This is a genomic window from Pseudomonas sp. OV226, from assembly GCF_003148705.1.
Lineage (GTDB): Bacteria > Pseudomonadota > Gammaproteobacteria > Pseudomonadales > Pseudomonadaceae > Aquipseudomonas.
Genome location: NZ_QGGS01000004.1, coordinates 446,452 through 462,824, shown reverse-complemented (window position 1 = coordinate 462,824; position 16,373 = coordinate 446,452). Strand labels below are relative to the sequence as shown.

General features: G+C 60.0%; 10 protein-coding genes and 1 pseudogene. All 11 read right to left on the bottom strand.

Annotation, left to right across the window (positions count from 1 at the left end; translation table 11 throughout):
- Window positions 1–4: 4 nt before the first annotated feature.
- The 11 genes and pseudogenes from C7534_RS10680 to C7534_RS10630 all read right to left on the bottom strand — a co-directional run bounded on the left by C7534_RS10680 (window position 5) and on the right by C7534_RS10630 (window position 16,241).
- Window positions 5–742 (bottom strand): hypothetical protein, encoded by a 738-nt coding sequence (locus C7534_RS10680; protein ID WP_109785726.1) that lies wholly within the window; start codon window positions 740–742, stop codon window positions 5–7.
- 34 nt (window positions 743–776) lie between these two features.
- Window positions 777–2,321 carry an SUMF1/EgtB/PvdO family nonheme iron enzyme gene (locus C7534_RS10675; RefSeq protein ID WP_109785725.1) on the bottom strand — a complete coding sequence of 515 codons (1,545 nt, stop codon included), beginning with the start codon at window positions 2,319–2,321 and terminating at the stop codon, window positions 777–779.
- The gene (locus C7534_RS10670) at window positions 2,311–3,534 is read right to left on the bottom strand and encodes an ABC transporter permease (protein ID WP_109785724.1); all 1,224 of its coding nucleotides are present in this window, start codon (window positions 3,532–3,534) and stop codon (window positions 2,311–2,313) included. The genes C7534_RS10675 and C7534_RS10670 overlap by 11 nt, the downstream gene beginning before the upstream one ends.
- The gene (locus C7534_RS10665; protein WP_046030639.1) at window positions 3,518–4,228 is read right to left on the bottom strand and encodes an ABC transporter ATP-binding protein; all 711 of its coding nucleotides are present in this window, start codon (window positions 4,226–4,228) and stop codon (window positions 3,518–3,520) included. The genes C7534_RS10670 and C7534_RS10665 overlap by 17 nt, the downstream gene beginning before the upstream one ends.
- Before the next feature lie 10 nt (window positions 4,229–4,238).
- Window positions 4,239–6,230, bottom strand: a complete 1,992-nt coding sequence (locus tag C7534_RS10660) for a vWA domain-containing protein (protein WP_177412236.1) — start codon at window positions 6,228–6,230, stop codon at window positions 4,239–4,241.
- On the bottom strand, window positions 6,230–7,252 hold the full coding sequence (locus tag C7534_RS10655) for a hypothetical protein (protein ID WP_109785723.1): 1,023 nt from the start codon (window positions 7,250–7,252) through the stop codon (window positions 6,230–6,232). The genes C7534_RS10660 and C7534_RS10655 overlap by 1 nt, the downstream gene beginning before the upstream one ends.
- A 3-nt stretch (window positions 7,253–7,255) precedes the next feature.
- A complete protein-coding gene (locus C7534_RS10650; protein ID WP_109785722.1) occupies window positions 7,256–9,970 on the bottom strand; it encodes a putative virulence factor in 2,715 nt (904 codons plus the stop codon).
- Window positions 9,967–13,032 carry a virulence factor SrfB gene (locus tag C7534_RS10645; RefSeq protein ID WP_109785721.1) on the bottom strand — a complete coding sequence of 1,022 codons (3,066 nt, stop codon included), beginning with the start codon at window positions 13,030–13,032 and terminating at the stop codon, window positions 9,967–9,969. Before C7534_RS10645 ends, C7534_RS10650 begins: the two co-directional genes overlap by 4 nt.
- Before the next feature lie 17 nt (window positions 13,033–13,049).
- Window positions 13,050–14,441: an SrfA family protein gene (locus tag C7534_RS10640; protein ID WP_109785720.1), complete on the bottom strand. Its 1,392-nt coding sequence runs from the start codon at window positions 14,439–14,441 to the stop codon at window positions 13,050–13,052.
- A 186-nt stretch (window positions 14,442–14,627) separates the two neighbouring features.
- A pseudogene (locus tag C7534_RS10635) lies at window positions 14,628–15,107 on the bottom strand (ATP-binding protein); the annotation flags it as partial.
- Between the two features lie 546 nt (window positions 15,108–15,653).
- Window positions 15,654–16,241, bottom strand: coding sequence for a DUF6088 family protein (locus C7534_RS10630; RefSeq protein WP_177412235.1), 588 nt, complete (start codon window positions 16,239–16,241; stop codon window positions 15,654–15,656).
- Between the last annotated feature and the right edge of the window lie 132 nt (window positions 16,242–16,373).

The following is a 16,373-nucleotide window of genomic DNA, read 5'->3' as shown; positions in this document are numbered from 1 at the left end:
GTGCTTAGCCCAGGGTGATCGCGGAGCGTTGGCTGTACAGACCGTCGACTTCCTTCTGCAGGGCCGTGACTTTCTGGTTCATTTTCGCAATGTTCATGTCCACTTGCTTGATCTCGGCACCTTGTGCGCCTTGTGCGCGTTCGGCATCGGCTACTTTGGTGTACTCGGTGACTTTGGTGCGCATGTTGCCGAGGTCTTTACGCAGGCGGGCGATGTTCGAATCGATTTCGGCGATTTGCGTCTGGGCCTTGGTCTTGTCGACTTTCTTGTTGGCGATGTCTTTTTTGATCTGGGCGATGCGCGCCTCGTCATCGTTGATCACTTGCTGAGCGGTCGCAGTACGGGCGATCACGTTCTGGGTGTCTTGTTCGACGTCGCTGTTCATCTTCGCCAGGCGGGTGGTGGTGTCGGCGTATTCGCTGCGACGCTGATCCAGATAGTAGTTCGCGCCCATGGCCACGCCACACGCGGTAATGCCGGCAGCGATGGCGCACACGGCTTTGTTGCTGCTGTTGGACAGCGCGCAGGTGAGGATGCCGACACCGGCGCCGACGGCGCAGGCCTGGTAACCGGACTTGCTGAAGAACTCTGCATCATTGCCCTGAGTCAGGCGCGGGTCGGTGCCGCCGCCGCTTTCGCCGAGCATGGAGCTGCCGGTGTTGGCGCAACCGGTCAGCAGCAGGCTGCCGGCCAGTACGAAAGCGATCTGTAGCTTGAAGCGAGTCCAAAGGCTGCGCGACATGGTGAAACTCCTAGATGACGGTGTTGACGTGTTGTTATTGAGTGACGGTTTTGCAGCTGGTCAGCCAGGCCTCAGTGTCGATCTTCTGCTTTTGCAGGAACGCCTTCTGATTGGCCCAGTGGGTGCGCAAGTACGGTTTGAGGTCTTGCAGCTGTTTGTTGCGGGTGATGATTTCTTCCATCACCGGAACCTGTTTTTCAAGCAGTGGCTGGCCGTACAAGGTCGCCGATTCCACCAGGCTGCTGGCGTAGTAACGGCTGAGTTTGTGCAGGCGATCCTTCTGCTCCTCGAGCTTGCCTTTGCGCATGTCGCAGCTCGCGTCCTTTTCCGCAGCTTCGCAATTGAGCTTGTAGTTCTTTTGCAGGAAGTCCACGTACTGGCCGTCGTCGAGCATCTTGGTGCACAGGAACGCGCCCAGGTTCAGGCTGGCGCGGATCGCCTGGTCGCGGGTTTCTTCCTGTTGCTGGTTGCTGGCGCGCAACTGGTTTTCCAGGGCCTGGAGCTTTTCCTTGAGGGCTTTGTCTTCGACGCCCGAGGCCAGGCTGTTCAAGGATTGAACGGTGCCTTTGTCGGCAGACTCGGTTTCTTTGCTGCCGGTGCCAAGTTTCTTCCAGCTGTTTTCAATGCTGGCGACGCGCTCGCGGGAGGTCAGGGTCGGCGAGACCAGTACCAGTCGCAGGCCGGTGGTTTTGTTTTTCACCTGGCCATCGGCATTGTAATACGGCTCCTCCTTGCGCAACGCAGTACGCAGGTCGGCTTGCGCGGTCAGGTAGTTGCCGCCACGGACCACGTAGCCGCCTGCCTGACCGTGCTGGCGGTCGAGTTTGTTCAGGCGAAACGGTTCGAACATCATTTCGTCGACGTTGCCGAGCATGTCATGCAGGCCCAGCGGATTGGGCTTTTGCAGGCCAGACAATTGCAGCTTGCCGTTGGACGATTGCGCCCCGGCGAACCACTCGTAGGCGTTGATCCCTTCGGGCATCGGGTAGTGCGTGTCGCGGAATTCAGCGGCGCCGACTTCCAGCCCGCCGCGTGCGGCGAACTCCCACTCGACTTCAGTCGGCAGGCGCAAGAAGCCCAGCGCGCCGTCTTCCTTGGGCAACTTGTCGGCGGCGTTCTTGCGCAGCCACAGGTTGTATTTGTCGGCGGCTTCGATGGCTTGCACCCAGCTCACCGCCACTTGCGGCAAGCGCATCTTGGTCGCAGCCGTCGGGCAGGTTTCTTCGGTCAGTGCGGCGTATTGCAACTGACTCATCTCGTACTTGGCCATCAGGTAGTAGCGGGACTTGTCGTTCTTGGCGCCGGTAAAACTGCCGGCGATGAACGTCGGCCGCGTCTGTTCGACGTAGCCATATTCCGCGCCGTCCTGACCGATGTTGATCGGGTAGTCATCGAGCGGCCCTGCCACCGGAATGAACACCTTGCGAAAGACCATCGAGCCTTCGCAGGGCATCGGCAGCACCACGTCGGCGGCGTCCGGCATCGGGTTGTAATACTTCTCTTCCCAGCCCGCAGCCGAGGCGTCGAGCAGATAGCCAAGGCTCAGGGGCAATAGCAAGCCAAAACGTTTATAGCTCACGCAGACTCTCCGCAGGTTGGATGTTGATGGCTCGCAGGGCGCCGATCACGGCCACCAGCGCAGCGACCAGAAAGGTCAGGAGCAGGGCGCCAAGGCCATGCCAGACCGTAATGTGGCACACGAAAGTGCCGGTGGCCTGGCTGCTGCCGAGCAAATAGTCGAACAAATGACTGCCAACGGCATAGAAGCCCAACCCGCCCACGTAACCGGCCAGGCTCAGCAACAACGCTTGCACGACCACGAAACCACCGACGGCCCTGCGTTTGAAACCCAGCAGGCGCAGCACCGCGAGGCTTTTGCGCTTGCGGTCGATGTTGGCCAGGAACGCGCCGACCATCGACGCCACACAGCCAATCAGCGCCGCCATGGCGATAACCCCGAAAATCAGCCCCAGCACATGGTTGATGGCTTTGACGTTGTCGATGTCGGCCAGTCGGCTCGACGTTTCGATGTGTTGTTCGTTGAGCCAGCGCTCCAGTGGCGCCACTTGATCGATGTCGCGCGCATACACCCGGGCACGGGCATACAGCGGTTGCAGGTTGCCCAGAGGCTTGCCGGTGGCAACGCCGAACGCACTGACCTCATAGCCATCGCGAAAGCGCTCCAGGTTCAACAGCAACGGCGGGGCGACAAACCCGGCGGCGCGACCGAAACGTGCACCGTCGAGCACGGCGAGCACCGTCAGTGTTATCTCGCCGCGTTCATTGACACCTTCCAGGCGGCGCAGCGCCCGCAGTTGCACACTGTCGCCGACCTTGGCCTGCAAGCGTTGCGCGGCGCTGGCGCTGAGGATCACTTGATTGCCGACCGGGTTGAGCGACGCGAGGTTCAGTTGCGGGTCGCCCGGTTCGGTGGCAATGATTTCCGCACCTTCGACAAAGCGTTGCATGCCCATCAGCAAATCAGCCTGGGTATTGAGCGAGCGCGTCTGGCCGAGGGCAAAGCCGGTCTCGGGGAGCTGGCGCAAACGCTCGATCCAGGCGCTGTCGTAGTTGCCGTTGCTGAGCATCTTCACTTCAAGGTTGCGCGGGTCGCGCAGCAGTTCGTCCTGCAACTGGCTGACCACCCCGTGCTTGAGACCAAACAGCAGCAACAGCGGCGCGATCACCGCCACCAGGGAGGCGGCGATGCACAGCGAGACCTTGCGGTCGTGCCAGAGGTCTTGCAGCGCCAATGAGCCCAACAGGCGCACTTGATTAATCCATGGGTTCAAACAGTGTCTCTCCCTGACGGCTGACAGCACCCAGTCGCGGCAAGCCGAAAGACTTCAGCAAGGCCCAATCATGGGACACCACCAGTGCACTCAAGCCCATGTTCGACACCAGGCTCAGCAGCAACTCGAACAAACGCCGGGCGCTGTGGGGGTCGAGCGCGGCGGTCGGTTCGTCGGCCAGCAGCAGCACCGGTTCATGGGCAATGGCCCGAACGCAGGCAACGCGCTGGCGTTCGCCGATCGACAATGCCTGCGGTTGTTTATCCAGCAACCCGCTCAGGCGCAACACGTCAACAGCGTGGTCGATGTGCTCGCTCTTCGCCGACATCCCGAGCAAACGGCGCGGCAGGCTGATGTTGTCACGCACGCTGAGGAACGGCAGCAAGCCGCCGCTCTGCAAAATGAATCCCAAATGCCGTGAACGCACCGCCGCCAGGGCGGGCTGGTCGTCGCTGGCGAGCAGTTGAGCGATGTCTTGAGCCGGTGCCGCTGACGTCGGGCCCAGACGAAAGCGCTCGAGTTCGACAGGCGCGAGCAACAGGCCGATGGCTTCGAGCAATGTACTTTTGCCGCTGCCACTCTCGCCGGTGATGGCGAGGATTTCTCCGGCGCCAACCTGCAAGTGCGGCAGGCGCACGTGGTGGGCCAGCGCGCCGTCACCACGACGCACCAGCAGGTTCTTGATATCGAGCATGGGTGTCTCGTTAAGGCATCATTTCCAGTGGCACCGGGTACACGTTGTCCCGCGCGTCGCTGTCCTTGGCTAGAGCTACCCAGCGGTCAACATCCGCGTTGTAACGCTGGTAATGCCGCAGTTTGGTATTGAGCGTGCGGATGAATTTCTCCTGGGCCAGACCGTCCCAGCTCTTCCAGGTTTCTTCATCCAGGTTCAACACTTCACTCTGATAGGGCAGGTCTTCGAGGTACTCGCCGAGCACACCCATGTCCGCCAGTTTGGCTTTGCTGTTCTGCTTGAGCTGATTGGGATCGGCGCCCATGGTCGCCGCCACCGAGCGCAGGCGCTCGAACATTTCCGTCGGCGAAATCAGGCCTTCGTTGGCCGCATCGAGGATCTGCTTCATCACGTCGCTCAAGTCGCTGAGCTGAGACTTGGTCAGCAGCACCCGCACATCGGTGGTCGGGATGTTCTGCTTGATCAGGTCGCGGTCAGTGATCCACGCCTTGAACACCGGCGGGGCCTTGCTGTTGGTCTTCTCGCCGAGATAGGCCAGTTGCATGGCATGGCCGATCAGCGCCGCGTCTTCGAGCATTTTCTTCTCGGCCGGGTCCTGTTTGGCGTTCGCCGCGCTGCCGATGGCGTCTTCGCCCATGTAGGCGGCTTTCACCTGCGTCGTGATCGCGGCGGCCAGTGCGTCAACCTTGCGACCGAACTCCTGCACATCGCCGGCATTTACCGGGTAGTACAGCGAGGTGTTGGTGCCAGGGTAAGTCGACAGGTCCCGGTACTGCGCTTCGGCCTTGGCGTGGTCCTTGGCCCCGGCCGGGGTTTTCAAGTGCAGCGTATAGATAGCTACACCCGGATTGGCGGCCTCGATACGCACCTGCGCTGCGCTCAACCCGGTCTTCGACAGTTTGTCGTCGCCCTCGATGGCGCCCGCATCGGTGATCAACACCACGTAGCGCGCGCCGAACTGGCTCCAGTCGACCTTGTCGATGCTCTCCATGACGCCGGCAAATGAGTCTTCATCGAAGCTGCTGCTCGATACGTTGGCCTGTTTGAGGTCGGCGATCTTGGCGAAAAAGTCGGCGCTGTCTTTCACCTTGGTAGGGTCGGCGTACATTTTGGTGGTGTATTCCAGCCCCGGCACCGCTTGGGTGTTGGAACGGAAAGCCACCATGCCGAACTTGACCTGCTTGCCGAGGTTCTGCGCTTCGATCTTCTGATAAACCTTGCGGATCGCCTCGCGGGTGCGGTCGATGTACGGGTCCATCGAGATCGTCGAGTCGATGACAAACACCACCGCCGCACTGAATTCCTTCAACTGGCTGGCCGTTTTGTCTTCGGCTTCCTTGCCGCCGGCAGCGCTGTTTGCCGCACCGCCCTTGGCCGTCTTGTCATCCGGTTTGCTGACCGACGCGACGTTGAGCAGGCGCGTGCGGAAACCGCTTTCGGTCATGACTTCTTCGCCACTGAGCACCGGCAGCAGGTAAAACTGCTTTTGCAGGTCGACGAAGTATTCAGGTTCTTCGGCCAGCACGCCGGGTGCTTGCTGGCCTTTTTTCAGCGTGGCCCGCAGCGGCGCGACTTTGCTGACCGGGTCTGGCGCATCCAGGATGCCTTCGACAGTGGCGCGGTCCTTGAAAAACAGCAGCCGGTCGCGGTTAGCCGGGTTGGTGAACGCCAGCGTCAGCTGCATTTTCCAATCGGTGGTGCAGCCGGCAGGTAGCCAGCCAATGGTTTTGCCGTAACTGTCGGGGCCGACTTTCAGCCATTCGGCGTTGTTCACTTGCGCGCGCTCGTACACATAAAAGCGGCTGAAGACCGGTTGCTCGTCGCCTGCCGCGCCGCCCGCCGTCGGGCTGATCTTGCAGCCCGGCGTGGTCAGTACGCGTTGGAACAGGGTCTTTTTACCGGCCTGGATCAGCGGTTTGTCATCGGCCTGGGACAGCGGGCTGATGCACAGTGCCAACAAGGCGGCACTGCTCAGCAGGAATCGACTCACGGGCGAACGCATCACTTCTGCAACTCCTCGAAGCGCTGCTTGGCTTCGGCGTTGTTCGGGTCCTGCGTGAGGATGGTTTCGTACCAGTAGGCGGCGGTGGCGTTGTCCGCGACCGGGAAGCACTCGCTGGCCTTCAGGTATTTCGGGTCGTATTCGCGGGCATAGGCGTTGGCGATCAACGCGTCACCGGCCTGGGCACGGTTGGCGTACAGACGCTGCGCGATGCCACAGTGCTTGCCGGCCTTGGCTTGGTTGATGATCTCCAGCAACTTGGCACTGTCGGGCGCAGCCTTGATGCAGGTCTGGACGAAGGTCAATTCGGGCAGGCTGTTCATGCTCTCGAGGGTGCAGGCCTGTGCGTCGGCGCCGGCCGGCGCGGCAGCAGGGGCTGCGGCCACCGGAGCGGGTGCGGGAGTGCGTTTGTAGAACCAGAATCCAGCGCCTGCTGCCAACAGCAACACCACGACCATCAACAGGCCGATCAGGCCTTTGTTGCTTTTCTTCGCCGGTGGCGGCGGCGGTGTCTCGACGGGGTCGGCGAATACCGGCTCCGGTTCCGGTTCCACTTCTGCCTCGGCGGGCGGCAGGACCAGTTCCGGCAGGTCAGGGATCTCCGGTGCCGGTGCTACCGGTGTCGTCAGTTCGGCGCCGCCGTACGTCGAGCGCGTCTGGCCGCCAGCCGTGGAAGCCAGCAGGTTGTTGGCCGGAAGTATCACGCCTGCGTCGGCATGGCCCAGGCTCTGTTCGCGAAGTTCGATGCGAAATTGCGAGTTGCCGCTGCCTTCCAGTAATGGGTCAACCACGTCCGGGCCAACCTGAGTTACCAGGAATTCGCCGTTGGCGGTGAAGCGCGAGACTTTGAACCAGAACGGATTGTTGCTCCAGGCCTTCTGGCCCTGAAGGTAAAAACCGTCCTGGTTACGCTGAATGGAAAACTCCAGCTGTTCCTCGCCACCCTGCCATTTCTTTACGGTGAGGCGGGCCTGGCCAGGCACATTGGGCTCTAAGGCGAGCAGGTCGACACGAATTGGCATTGCTTATCTCGCTGCGAAGGCTGTGAGCACTTTGCCCAGCCGTTCGTTCTGTTCAGGGGTGATTTCGCGCCCGGCGCCATGGCCGGCATTGTCCTGGGTGATGTAGGCAAGGCCCGAGAGCCAGTCGCCGAGATACCGCTGCGCCTGGTTCGCCGGTTGCGGCGGCAGCACCGGCACTTGTCCCGGATTGATGTCGGTATAGAACGAGAACAAAGGCAACTTGGCACCGGCCCGGCTGTTCGGACGCTCGCTTACCGGTTTCTGGATGTAGCCGAACCAGGAGACGAAATCGCGCAGCACACGTTGCACTTCCAGTACCTGACGCTCGACCAGTTGATCGCGGCGCGCGCCACTTTGTGCACGCTTGAGGACCGCACGGCTCAGTTGCCCCGGCAAGTCCTGGCGGTAAGCGGCGGTGATCAGTTCGTCGACCACCGCTTCGAGCAACGCCTTTTCCAGCCCGAGGAGGTTGAGCAGGCTTTGCCGGGTGGTCAGTTCACGCAGGTGCGCGATCCAGGCCTTGAACGCGGCTTTGGCGAAGCGGTGCTCGTTGCTTTGCAGCTCTGGCGCCGGGGTATTGGCTTTGCTGCTGACCGGTGTGCTGTCGTGACTCAGGTCGTCGCCGAAATCGAAATCAAAACCGGCGTCGTTGCCGTACAGGCTCTGGCTCGGTGTCGGCGCGACCGGTTCGTCGGTCACGGTAGGCTCGTCATCGGTTTCGTACACGCCGCTGAGGTACAGGTCGCGCACCTCTTCGCTCGGCATGTCGAGTTGATCGATGAGCTCGCCGAGTACCGCCGGACGACGGCCAAGGCCCGTGAGTATCATCTGCGCTTGCGCTTTTTTCGCCGCTGCGGCGCCGTCACCGTCGGCGTAATACCAGGTGCTCAGGCCATGCGTAGTCAGGCCTTCGAGGCATTCGCTCAATTGCTCGCGGATGCGCTGCAATTTGAATTCGAGGTTGGCAACGCCAGTGAAACTGCCGCTGAAGTGGCTGATGCCACCGTCATCGTTGCGCAGCATTTCGGCCCAGGCGTTGGCCGGGTTCTTGATGTGTTTGCACACCAGGTCGTTGCTGGCGAAGCTTTCGCCCAGCGCTTTGACGCGATCTTCATAGCCGCCATTGAGGCCGGTTTCGGCACCGTTCGCGTCTTGCCCGATGAACGCCGCGTCCATGCGCGGCTTGCGCACCAGGAAGGTGTTCTGGAACGGTGTCCCGGCCCAGTCGTTCATCCAGCTCAGGCTGCCGAAGCGCTCCAGCATGGTCAGCTTGACCATGCCGTTCCAGCTCTCGTCGTACTGATCAGGTGTCAGGCTCAGGGAGTTGCTGATGCGCAGGTCGAGCATAGTCAGCGCCCAGATCAGACCAGTATCGCGTTTCGCGCGAGCGGCCGAGTCGGCGCCCTGGGTCTTTTCGATCCAGCGTGTCAGCACCGGGCCAACGTCGTTGACGTCGCTTTGTTTGGTCGAACCGGTGCAAACCACCAGCGCGTTCATTTCCTGGTTGTCGGTGTAACGTTCGAACAGGTAGGCGACCTTGCCCCGCAGAATCAGTTGCGAGACGGAGTTGTCCTTGGTGGCGGATTCGGGATCGTTGGAATCGGCGATTTCGTGCAGCTTTTTGCGCCCGCGATAACCGGGGAAATCCAGCAGGTCGACCTGATTGACGATTTCGTCGACCGGCGCTTCGATCAGGCGGAAGGTCATTTCAGCGGTCAGTGCCGCCAGTTGCGCGACCGGGATGCCCTGACTGTTTTGCAGACGGCCACCCACCCATGGTCGAACATCGATCGGCAAATCCAGCGGGCTACCGAAGCGTTCGAGGATGTCGACGTTCATGATGCTGTCGCGCTGGCTGTAGGTGTCGTTTTCGAAACTCACCAAGGCCTTCAGGGGCGCGAACACGGTTTCGGGCAAACCCAGCTTGTGCAGCGCGCCGGCCAGTTGCTGATAAACGCGCGTCAGTTCGCTTTGCTCGCCCCAGAGGATCGAAAACAGCTCGGCCCGTTCCTGGAAATTCAGGCGCGGCGCCAGTTGCAACGCCTTGGGCCAGTACAGGTGCTCCAGCTTCTTCACTGAGTTGCGGAAGTTGTCGCGCAGGTAATCCCACAGCGACACCAGATCGTCGGCGTTGACGCCCGTTTGCATCGGCCCGGTTTCGCGACCTTCGAACGGTTTGAGCACGCGCTGGATGCGTTCTTCGTCGATCTCGTAGGAAATGCGTTCAAGGTCGAAATCCTTGAACCAGGAGTTGGCGAGAATCTTCGCCAGCTCGATTTCCTTGAACAGCGTGAGTTCGACCGGGAAATCATTATCCTGGCTCGGCGTGGCGCGGCGGCTGAAGCGCGTCACCAGGCCGGTGGCTTCCTTGCCGCCACCCACCGGGTTGATGTGCTTGATGAAGTCCAGGCGCTGGCCACCGAAGTCGGTCTCCAGTTTGCCGTTCTGACCAGCAGCGAGAGCCGAAATCAGGTAGGACTTGCCGGCCTGCGACAAACCGAAAAAGCCAATGGTCATCGGCGTGCAGGCCACGCGACCCAGGCTGTGAGCCAGGTTGCGGGCACGGTGCAGGCGGATGTTCAGGTTGTCGGCTTCGCTGTCCAGGCGTGGCGCATTGGCGCGCGTCTGGCCAATCCAATCCAGCGCCTGACCGGCACCTTCATAAACAGCGGCCCAACTGTTTGAGAGCTGATGTTGTTCGGGGGTCAGGTCGTTCATTTGCGTTTCACACTTCCACTGTCGAGCCAGTACTTGGAATCGTTCAGGCCGGCGTCGAGCATGGTGTTGAGCTCCAGCACGAGGTCGCTGCGCGGGTTGAAGTTGACATTATTGCAGTTGGATTCGATGTCGCGAACCGAGAGGAGATCGCTGACCAGATCCTGCTTGCGCGTGTATTTGTCCGCCGGCTTGACCTCGAATCGCACCTTGAGCAGCGGCGCGCTGCCGTTATCACCGATGGCACGGGAAAACTTCTCCCGACCGACTTTGGTGAAGCGCAAGGTGTACAGCGGCGACGCGGCCCAGCGATCGGCAGCCAACTGGCGGAAACCGAGGCGCAGGTCGCCGCGCATTTCCAGTTGCGGCGTGTCGGCGGTATCGCCCACGCCGATCACCGGCAGCTTGATCTTGTAGTCTTCGGACTGGATGTCGCGGTACAGCACGTCGGCATCCTTGATCACGTTGTTCAGGTCGATGACGCCGATGTGCTTGACCGTCGAATACGGCTTGAGTGCCGAAGCACGGAAGTAGAAATTCGGCACACTGTGGTTGGCGCACAGCAGGCAAAGCATGGCGCCCACCGAGGCGGTGCTTTTCGGGTCGTCGATCCGGCCATTTTTATGGAACGGATACCAGCCGCCCGTGCGGTAGTTTTGCAGCGCCAGAATGCGCCCTGGCGGCAGTGGCAACACCTTGCGAATGAACGCCTGGATGCCGGGCAGGCGCGAAGGACGGCCAGTCAGCAGCAGCACGTCGCACGGGTAATGCGCGACCACTTCACACAGCGCACCAAGAATTTTGGTGATGTTGATCTGGTCGTTGAGAAATGCGGCATGGAGCTTTTGCAGGTCGAAACTGATGGGTGCCTCATACACGTCGAAACCGCTCTGACTGCCGACATCGCGGCGTACGGCGGCATTGACGTAGTCGAGCACGGTCTTGCTGATCGCGTTGTCGCCCAGCAATTGGCGGTAGCTTTGCGGGGTGACTTCCTGCGGGACCTGCGGATCGTAATGCTCGTAAGCCTTGAGCAGCGCCAGGCCCAGCGGTGCGAACACCTGCAGGTTCAACTGCTGGCGCAGGATCATGTCCTGGGCGCTGACCGACTCATCGCCGCACAGCCGTGACATCAACGAATCCGGGGCTTTTACGCCGGCGCTCTGCAACGCTTTCTCGAAGCTCGGCAGGATGAAGTCCTGAATCACGTCCAGCAGGATGTCGTCGCCGGCCACTTTGAATCCGTCGCGGAAACGCTGCTCGGGCACGATGTGCACGTTACTGCCGCTGCCGGTGTTGCCGGCGCGGTCGAGGCGATAGTCGGTGATGACCAGGTCCGTGGTGCCGCCGCCGATGTCGATGGTCGCCAAGGTAATACGCTCGCGGTCGGTCTTGTCGGGCCGGGCGATGGTGTCGAAAAACTCTTCCGGGTGACCGGCGAAGTTCTCGTTGACCTCGGTGTACAGGTACACCAATTGGCCGCAGGAAGCTTCGTCCCATTCCACGCGGATGCTCGGGATCGGCGTGCGCGGGCTCAGGGCCTGATCCTGATGCGGGTCTTCCTCGCCGGCGTGCCAGCCGAGGCTCTTCCAGACCAGGCCTATGGCTTGCAGCATGCGTTCGTTGAGGATGCTGCGCTCGGCTTGTGGCATGCCTGGCGGCACGGTCAGGGTGATGCTGTTGAGCTGGCGCGGTACGCGGGTGTGCCCCTGGCGCGAGCGCTGGGCCGGGCTGTTGATTTGCGACAGCGCCTGGGCCAGCACTTCGGCGAGCATGAAGGTCATCAGCGAGCTGCGCGAATAACGCGGCATGAACACCGGCAGGCGATCGTCTTCTTCGAGGCTGTAAAGGGCTTCACCGGTTTCATTGATCAGGTGTGAGAACGGCGCGGCGGTAGCGTAGGGCTCGTTATCGGTCTTGATGTACGAGCAGTTGAACCGCCAGCCGTGGCCGTAGGCGTTTTCGTCCCACAGATAACGTTTCGGGCTGGACAGGCCCGTGGAGCCTTCGGTGCCGCGACGACGGCTGGCCAGACGGCTGGCCTCGTTGCCGACACGGGCAATCGTCGCCCACTGGAAGGCATCATGACGGCCGCTCTTGACCGAGCAGTGGTCCTTGCCGAAATACGCCTGGGCAAATTCCACGCGACTTTCGAACGGCAGGTTGTAGGTGTGCTCGGGGGTGATCAGGTCGCGCAGTTCCAGCACGTAGTTCTGCTTGAGCCCGGAGCCGGCCTGACCATGGTTCTCGATCAGGATGCCGCAGGTACGCGAGTTGCCGACGTCCAGCACCAGGTCCACCGGAATCGGTTTGACCAGGCCGTTGCTGTCGTTGGCGACCACTTTCAGCTCGGGGATCTCGACTTTCGGGCGAGCCGTCGACTGCTGTGCGGCAGACGGCTTGCTCAACAGGCTGAGCAAATTCAGGTAATGCGCCAGGTGATAGTTGGCGCGGATATCGATGTCCAGCTCTTCGCGCGAACGGTGGGTATTGCCTTCGTTGAACACTTCCAGCAGCCATTCATTGACCCACGGCTGGGCCAGGAACCAGCGGGTTTCGCTGGCCTTGGTCGCCAGTTTGAAAGACACGCCGGAGCTGATGTCTTCTTCGTTCGGCGCCAGGTAGGCGGTGCCGTCACGCTTGGGCATCACGCGGCTGTCGAAGGCCATCGTCAGGCGGTGGGTGTTGCCGTCGATGTCTGGCGTGGCCAGTTTCACCAGGCGCATGCGCGACCAGTTGGTCGGGCCTTCGTCGAAGCGATGCGGGGGCATGAAGCGGAAAAACGGGGTCGGCAGCCAGACACCGTCGAGCAATTCGAGGCTGCTTTTCATGTCGACACTGAACACGGGCTTGGCCTTTTCGACCTTTTCCGGTTCGGGTTCGTAGAAAAAGAAGTCTTTCTCTTCGTTGTACGCCAGACGGCAGATCAGCCCGCTGATCATTGGTGCGAACTCGCCCGCCGGTTCCTTGCGAGGATCCAGGCGCAGCGCGAAATCCATGAACTGGATGCCGGTGTCGCTGACCAGCGTGACGGTGTCTTCGAATTGGGTGACTTCAGGCAACATGTCTGGTTATTCCGTTTTTATTCGGCCACGTGCCGCATGGACATGGGGAATTGTTCTTTGCCGTAACCGCCGGTGCAGTCTGCGACTGTGGTCGCCCCTTTGCGGCAGTTGACCTTGGGCATGTCGTAAGTGCTGCCATCGGCACATACGGCCTGACCCTGGCTGTCGATGGCCAGGCTGCCACCCTTCATGGTAGCGCTCACCGGCCCGCTGCATTTGGTGCCGTCGGCCTGGTGCACGGTGACTTCGCCCTTGCCGTCCTTGAGTTGGTACTCCAGGCGCAGCGGTTTGCCGGTGCGACGATCCTGAATGCCAGCACCGGCGCGGAACTGACCGTCGAGGAACTTGGCGGCACCGTCAGCGGCGTCTGGCGGAATGCTCAGGGGAGGGCCAGGTTTTGCGGCGGCGGATTTTTCTGCCTCGGATGGTGAGACAGCAGGCGGAGCGGTTTTGTTTTCAGGTGCCGTGGCCGGCGATTCGGCTGCCGGGTCTTTACCCTGATCTTTGCCTGGATCTATGCCTGGATTTTTGCCCAAGTCGGCGCTCGCGGCATCAGCCTCGTTACCCTCGACGGCTGGCGCTTCGACACCATGAGTCCCCGTCACGGCGGTGCCGGTGGTGGTCCCTGTGACAGTGCCTGTCACGGGGACGCCATTCAATGTCGTGGCATTGCCGGTCAATGGTGGCTCTTCCAGTTGTCTTTCAACGGGCACGACGCCCTCTGGAAGCAGATCAACCGCCACCCGTGGAATCGGCACGCAACCGCGTAAACCCAAGAGTAGCCACAACAACAGCAGCAAGAAAGGCAGCAGCAACAGCCACCACCAGCGTCGCCACCACGGGCGAGCCACCACTGGCACGATCGGCGCGACAACGGGCGCTGCTTCGACCACGGGTGGCAGGGTGAACACGGGCGCAGCCTGAGTCAGGCAGTGCAGGGGATCGCGATTGCGGTCGGTGCCCGCGTGCTCGAAACCCCAAAAGGTCAGTACCGGTTTGCCTTGCACCAGGTAGACGAAGTTTTCGTCAGGGAAATGAATGACGCGCTTTAGCAACTTGCCGAACACCGCTTTGTCGCCTTGCTGCTGTTCGGCCGGATCAGTGCCCAGGTAGCGCTGGCTCAATTCGTCGAGCGCTGTCTTCAAGGATTCAAGTTGGAGGCGGGCGGGGACGCGTTCTTCTTCGGTCGCGCTGCTCCACGGGATGACATCGCCCTCGAGGCCGCTGTACCAGTCGATCTGGTTGCCGAGTTCATCGCTTTGAGGGATGGCCAGATGATCGACCATTTCGGGATTCTTGCGACGAATGGCTTCGCGCAATTGCAGGGCCGCCCGGTAGACCGGTTGACCTGTTTCGCCCAGGGCAGTGAATGACCCGCTCTTACCGCTGCGTAATAGTGCCCCGCGCATTCAAACTCCATATGTATCGTTGCGCAAATAATGACAGACAAAGGTGTCTGTTCTTGCTCCTGCAATTAGCTGGCGACCTTAATGTCATAATGATGTCGCCGTCAATTAGCGGAGGTCCAAAACCGTATGAGACTAGCGTAAGTGTGCATAGGTTGCATGAGGTCATTTTGGACTTTATGAAATCCCTCAATTTGCACTCGGCCGGTACTGCAATGCCTCGGCCAGGTGCTCGCGCTTTATCTCATCGGTTTGCTCAAGATCCGCCAGCGTTCGGGCTACTTTAAGCAGCCGATGTGCGGCTCTCAGCGACAGCGTCAATCTTTCACAAGCGGATTCCAGCCAGTTTTCGTCGGCTGTGGATAACGTGCAATGTTTGCGCAAACCCGGCAGATCGAGGAACGCATTGGCGCAGCCCTGGCGCTTGTGTTGCCGTTCTCGTGCGTCAGCCACTAGTACCGCTGCGGTGGCGGTGTCGTCACCGGGTTTAAGCGCCGGATTGAGCGCCGTGGCTTCCCGGGCAACAGTCAGATGCAGGTCGATTCGGTCCAGCAATGGGCCTGACAGTTTGTTGCGGTAGCGCTGGACCATGTCCGGCGTACAACTGCATTTGCCGCTCGGTTCGCCAAGATATCCACAGGGGCACTGGAAACGTAGGGGGGTATGGACATCCTAGAAATGCCCAGTAATGAGCGCGCTGTGGGTCTACATACAAGTGTCCACACGCTTAAGTGATGATCATGGACAAATAATTCAGTGTTGTCCATATCCGTATTCCTAATGCGAAATTGCACACCCCTTGACCACTGATTAAGTCTCTACTGACCACTCGATTGAATTGCATTCCCCAATGCCGAGATTTAGAGCAGGCAAGACAGGGGAGCTACTTTTTCAACAGAGTTGGCCGAGTACTACCTGTCGCCGCCGTCAGTTTTGGATCGACCTCATCGACTCGTAATATTAGAAACCAAATGGCTATGCGGCCCATCGCGCGCAGGTCAATGTGTCGCTTTACTTCTCTACTCGGTACTTAAATGTCGGCTCTAAAGGAAAGGAATCTTTCCTCTAGGCGCATAAAGCACTAGCAAGGACAAAAAATCCTTACTTTAGTCTAAGGCCCTACGCACACCGTAAGTTGCAAAAAAAGCGGTTTGTTGCCAGTTGTTCGTTTATTTTTGACTTTGGCTCAGTACGAGCATCGCCTGGGTCTGATGGTTACGAACTCGCAGGAGTTAAGGCTGCCCTCATCCACTCTGGCATCTGGCACGTCTGGAGCGCTTTGAATTCGACATCACTAAGCTCTTTTTGAATATGTGACACTACCTCGAAGGACAAAGCTTCTTTACCAATGTAGTGAAGAGCCGTGAGAGCTAGTCCGATCTTGGTGTCTGCGTACTGAAAACGATCTTTTGAAGCGTGTCGTAAGCGTACGGTGGTATTCCCAACGTGGATTTGGCGTGTAGCCCCACTTGTGTAGAAGGTGGCCAATACCTGCATCTGTGTACTTAGCCCGATCAAGCGAGCGGCTTCTGCGCCGTGTATCTGAAGCGACTCCCCGTTTGCCTTGGCCATCAATTTAATCACCGCCACAGGGCTGGCGCGCACTTGGCCAGCGTATTTGCTTGCCTTGGGCCGCATATAGACTCCGCGAACTACACGCTCCAGAACGCCGACCTTAACAAGTCTTGAGAGCGCTTTGTTGACTGTTGCACGGTTGTCACATTGCCAGAGAAGGCTACTGAGAAACAGTCGGCCCTTAGGCATTTTTTGGATTCGTTTGCTGATGGACTTGGTGAGCGACATATTAAGGGGGGCCGAGCCATGAGGTCTGGGATTTTCCCGGAAAAGGTAATACCTATAAGCCTTTAAGGTAAAGTTTTCATCTCGGCAGATAATTTTTCCGTGTTTATATTCGGGCAAATGGTGCCGTTTAGG

Bases quoted from the DNA above. Each gene is read 5' to 3' on its own strand.
- C7534_RS10680 (WP_109785726.1), bottom strand. From the start codon at position 742: ATGTCGCGCAGCCTTTGGACTCGCTTCAAGCTACAGATCGCTTTCGTA.
- C7534_RS10665 (WP_046030639.1), bottom strand. From the start codon at position 4,228: ATGCTCGATATCAAGAACCTGCTGGTGCGTCGTGGTGACGGCGCGCTG.
- C7534_RS10660 (WP_177412236.1), bottom strand. From the start codon at position 6,230: ATGCGTTCGCCCGTGAGTCGATTCCTGCTGAGCAGTGCCGCCTTGTTG.
- C7534_RS10655 (WP_109785723.1), bottom strand. From the start codon at position 7,252: ATGCCAATTCGTGTCGACCTGCTCGCCTTAGAGCCCAATGTGCCTGGC.
- C7534_RS10650 (WP_109785722.1), bottom strand. From the start codon at position 9,970: ATGAACGACCTGACCCCCGAACAACATCAGCTCTCAAACAGTTGGGCC.
- C7534_RS10645 (WP_109785721.1), bottom strand. From the start codon at position 13,032: ATGTTGCCTGAAGTCACCCAATTCGAAGACACCGTCACGCTGGTCAGC.
- C7534_RS10640 (WP_109785720.1), bottom strand. From the start codon at position 14,441: ATGCGCGGGGCACTATTACGCAGCGGTAAGAGCGGGTCATTCACTGCC.
- C7534_RS10630 (WP_177412235.1), bottom strand. From the start codon at position 16,241: ATGTCGCTCACCAAGTCCATCAGCAAACGAATCCAAAAAATGCCTAAG.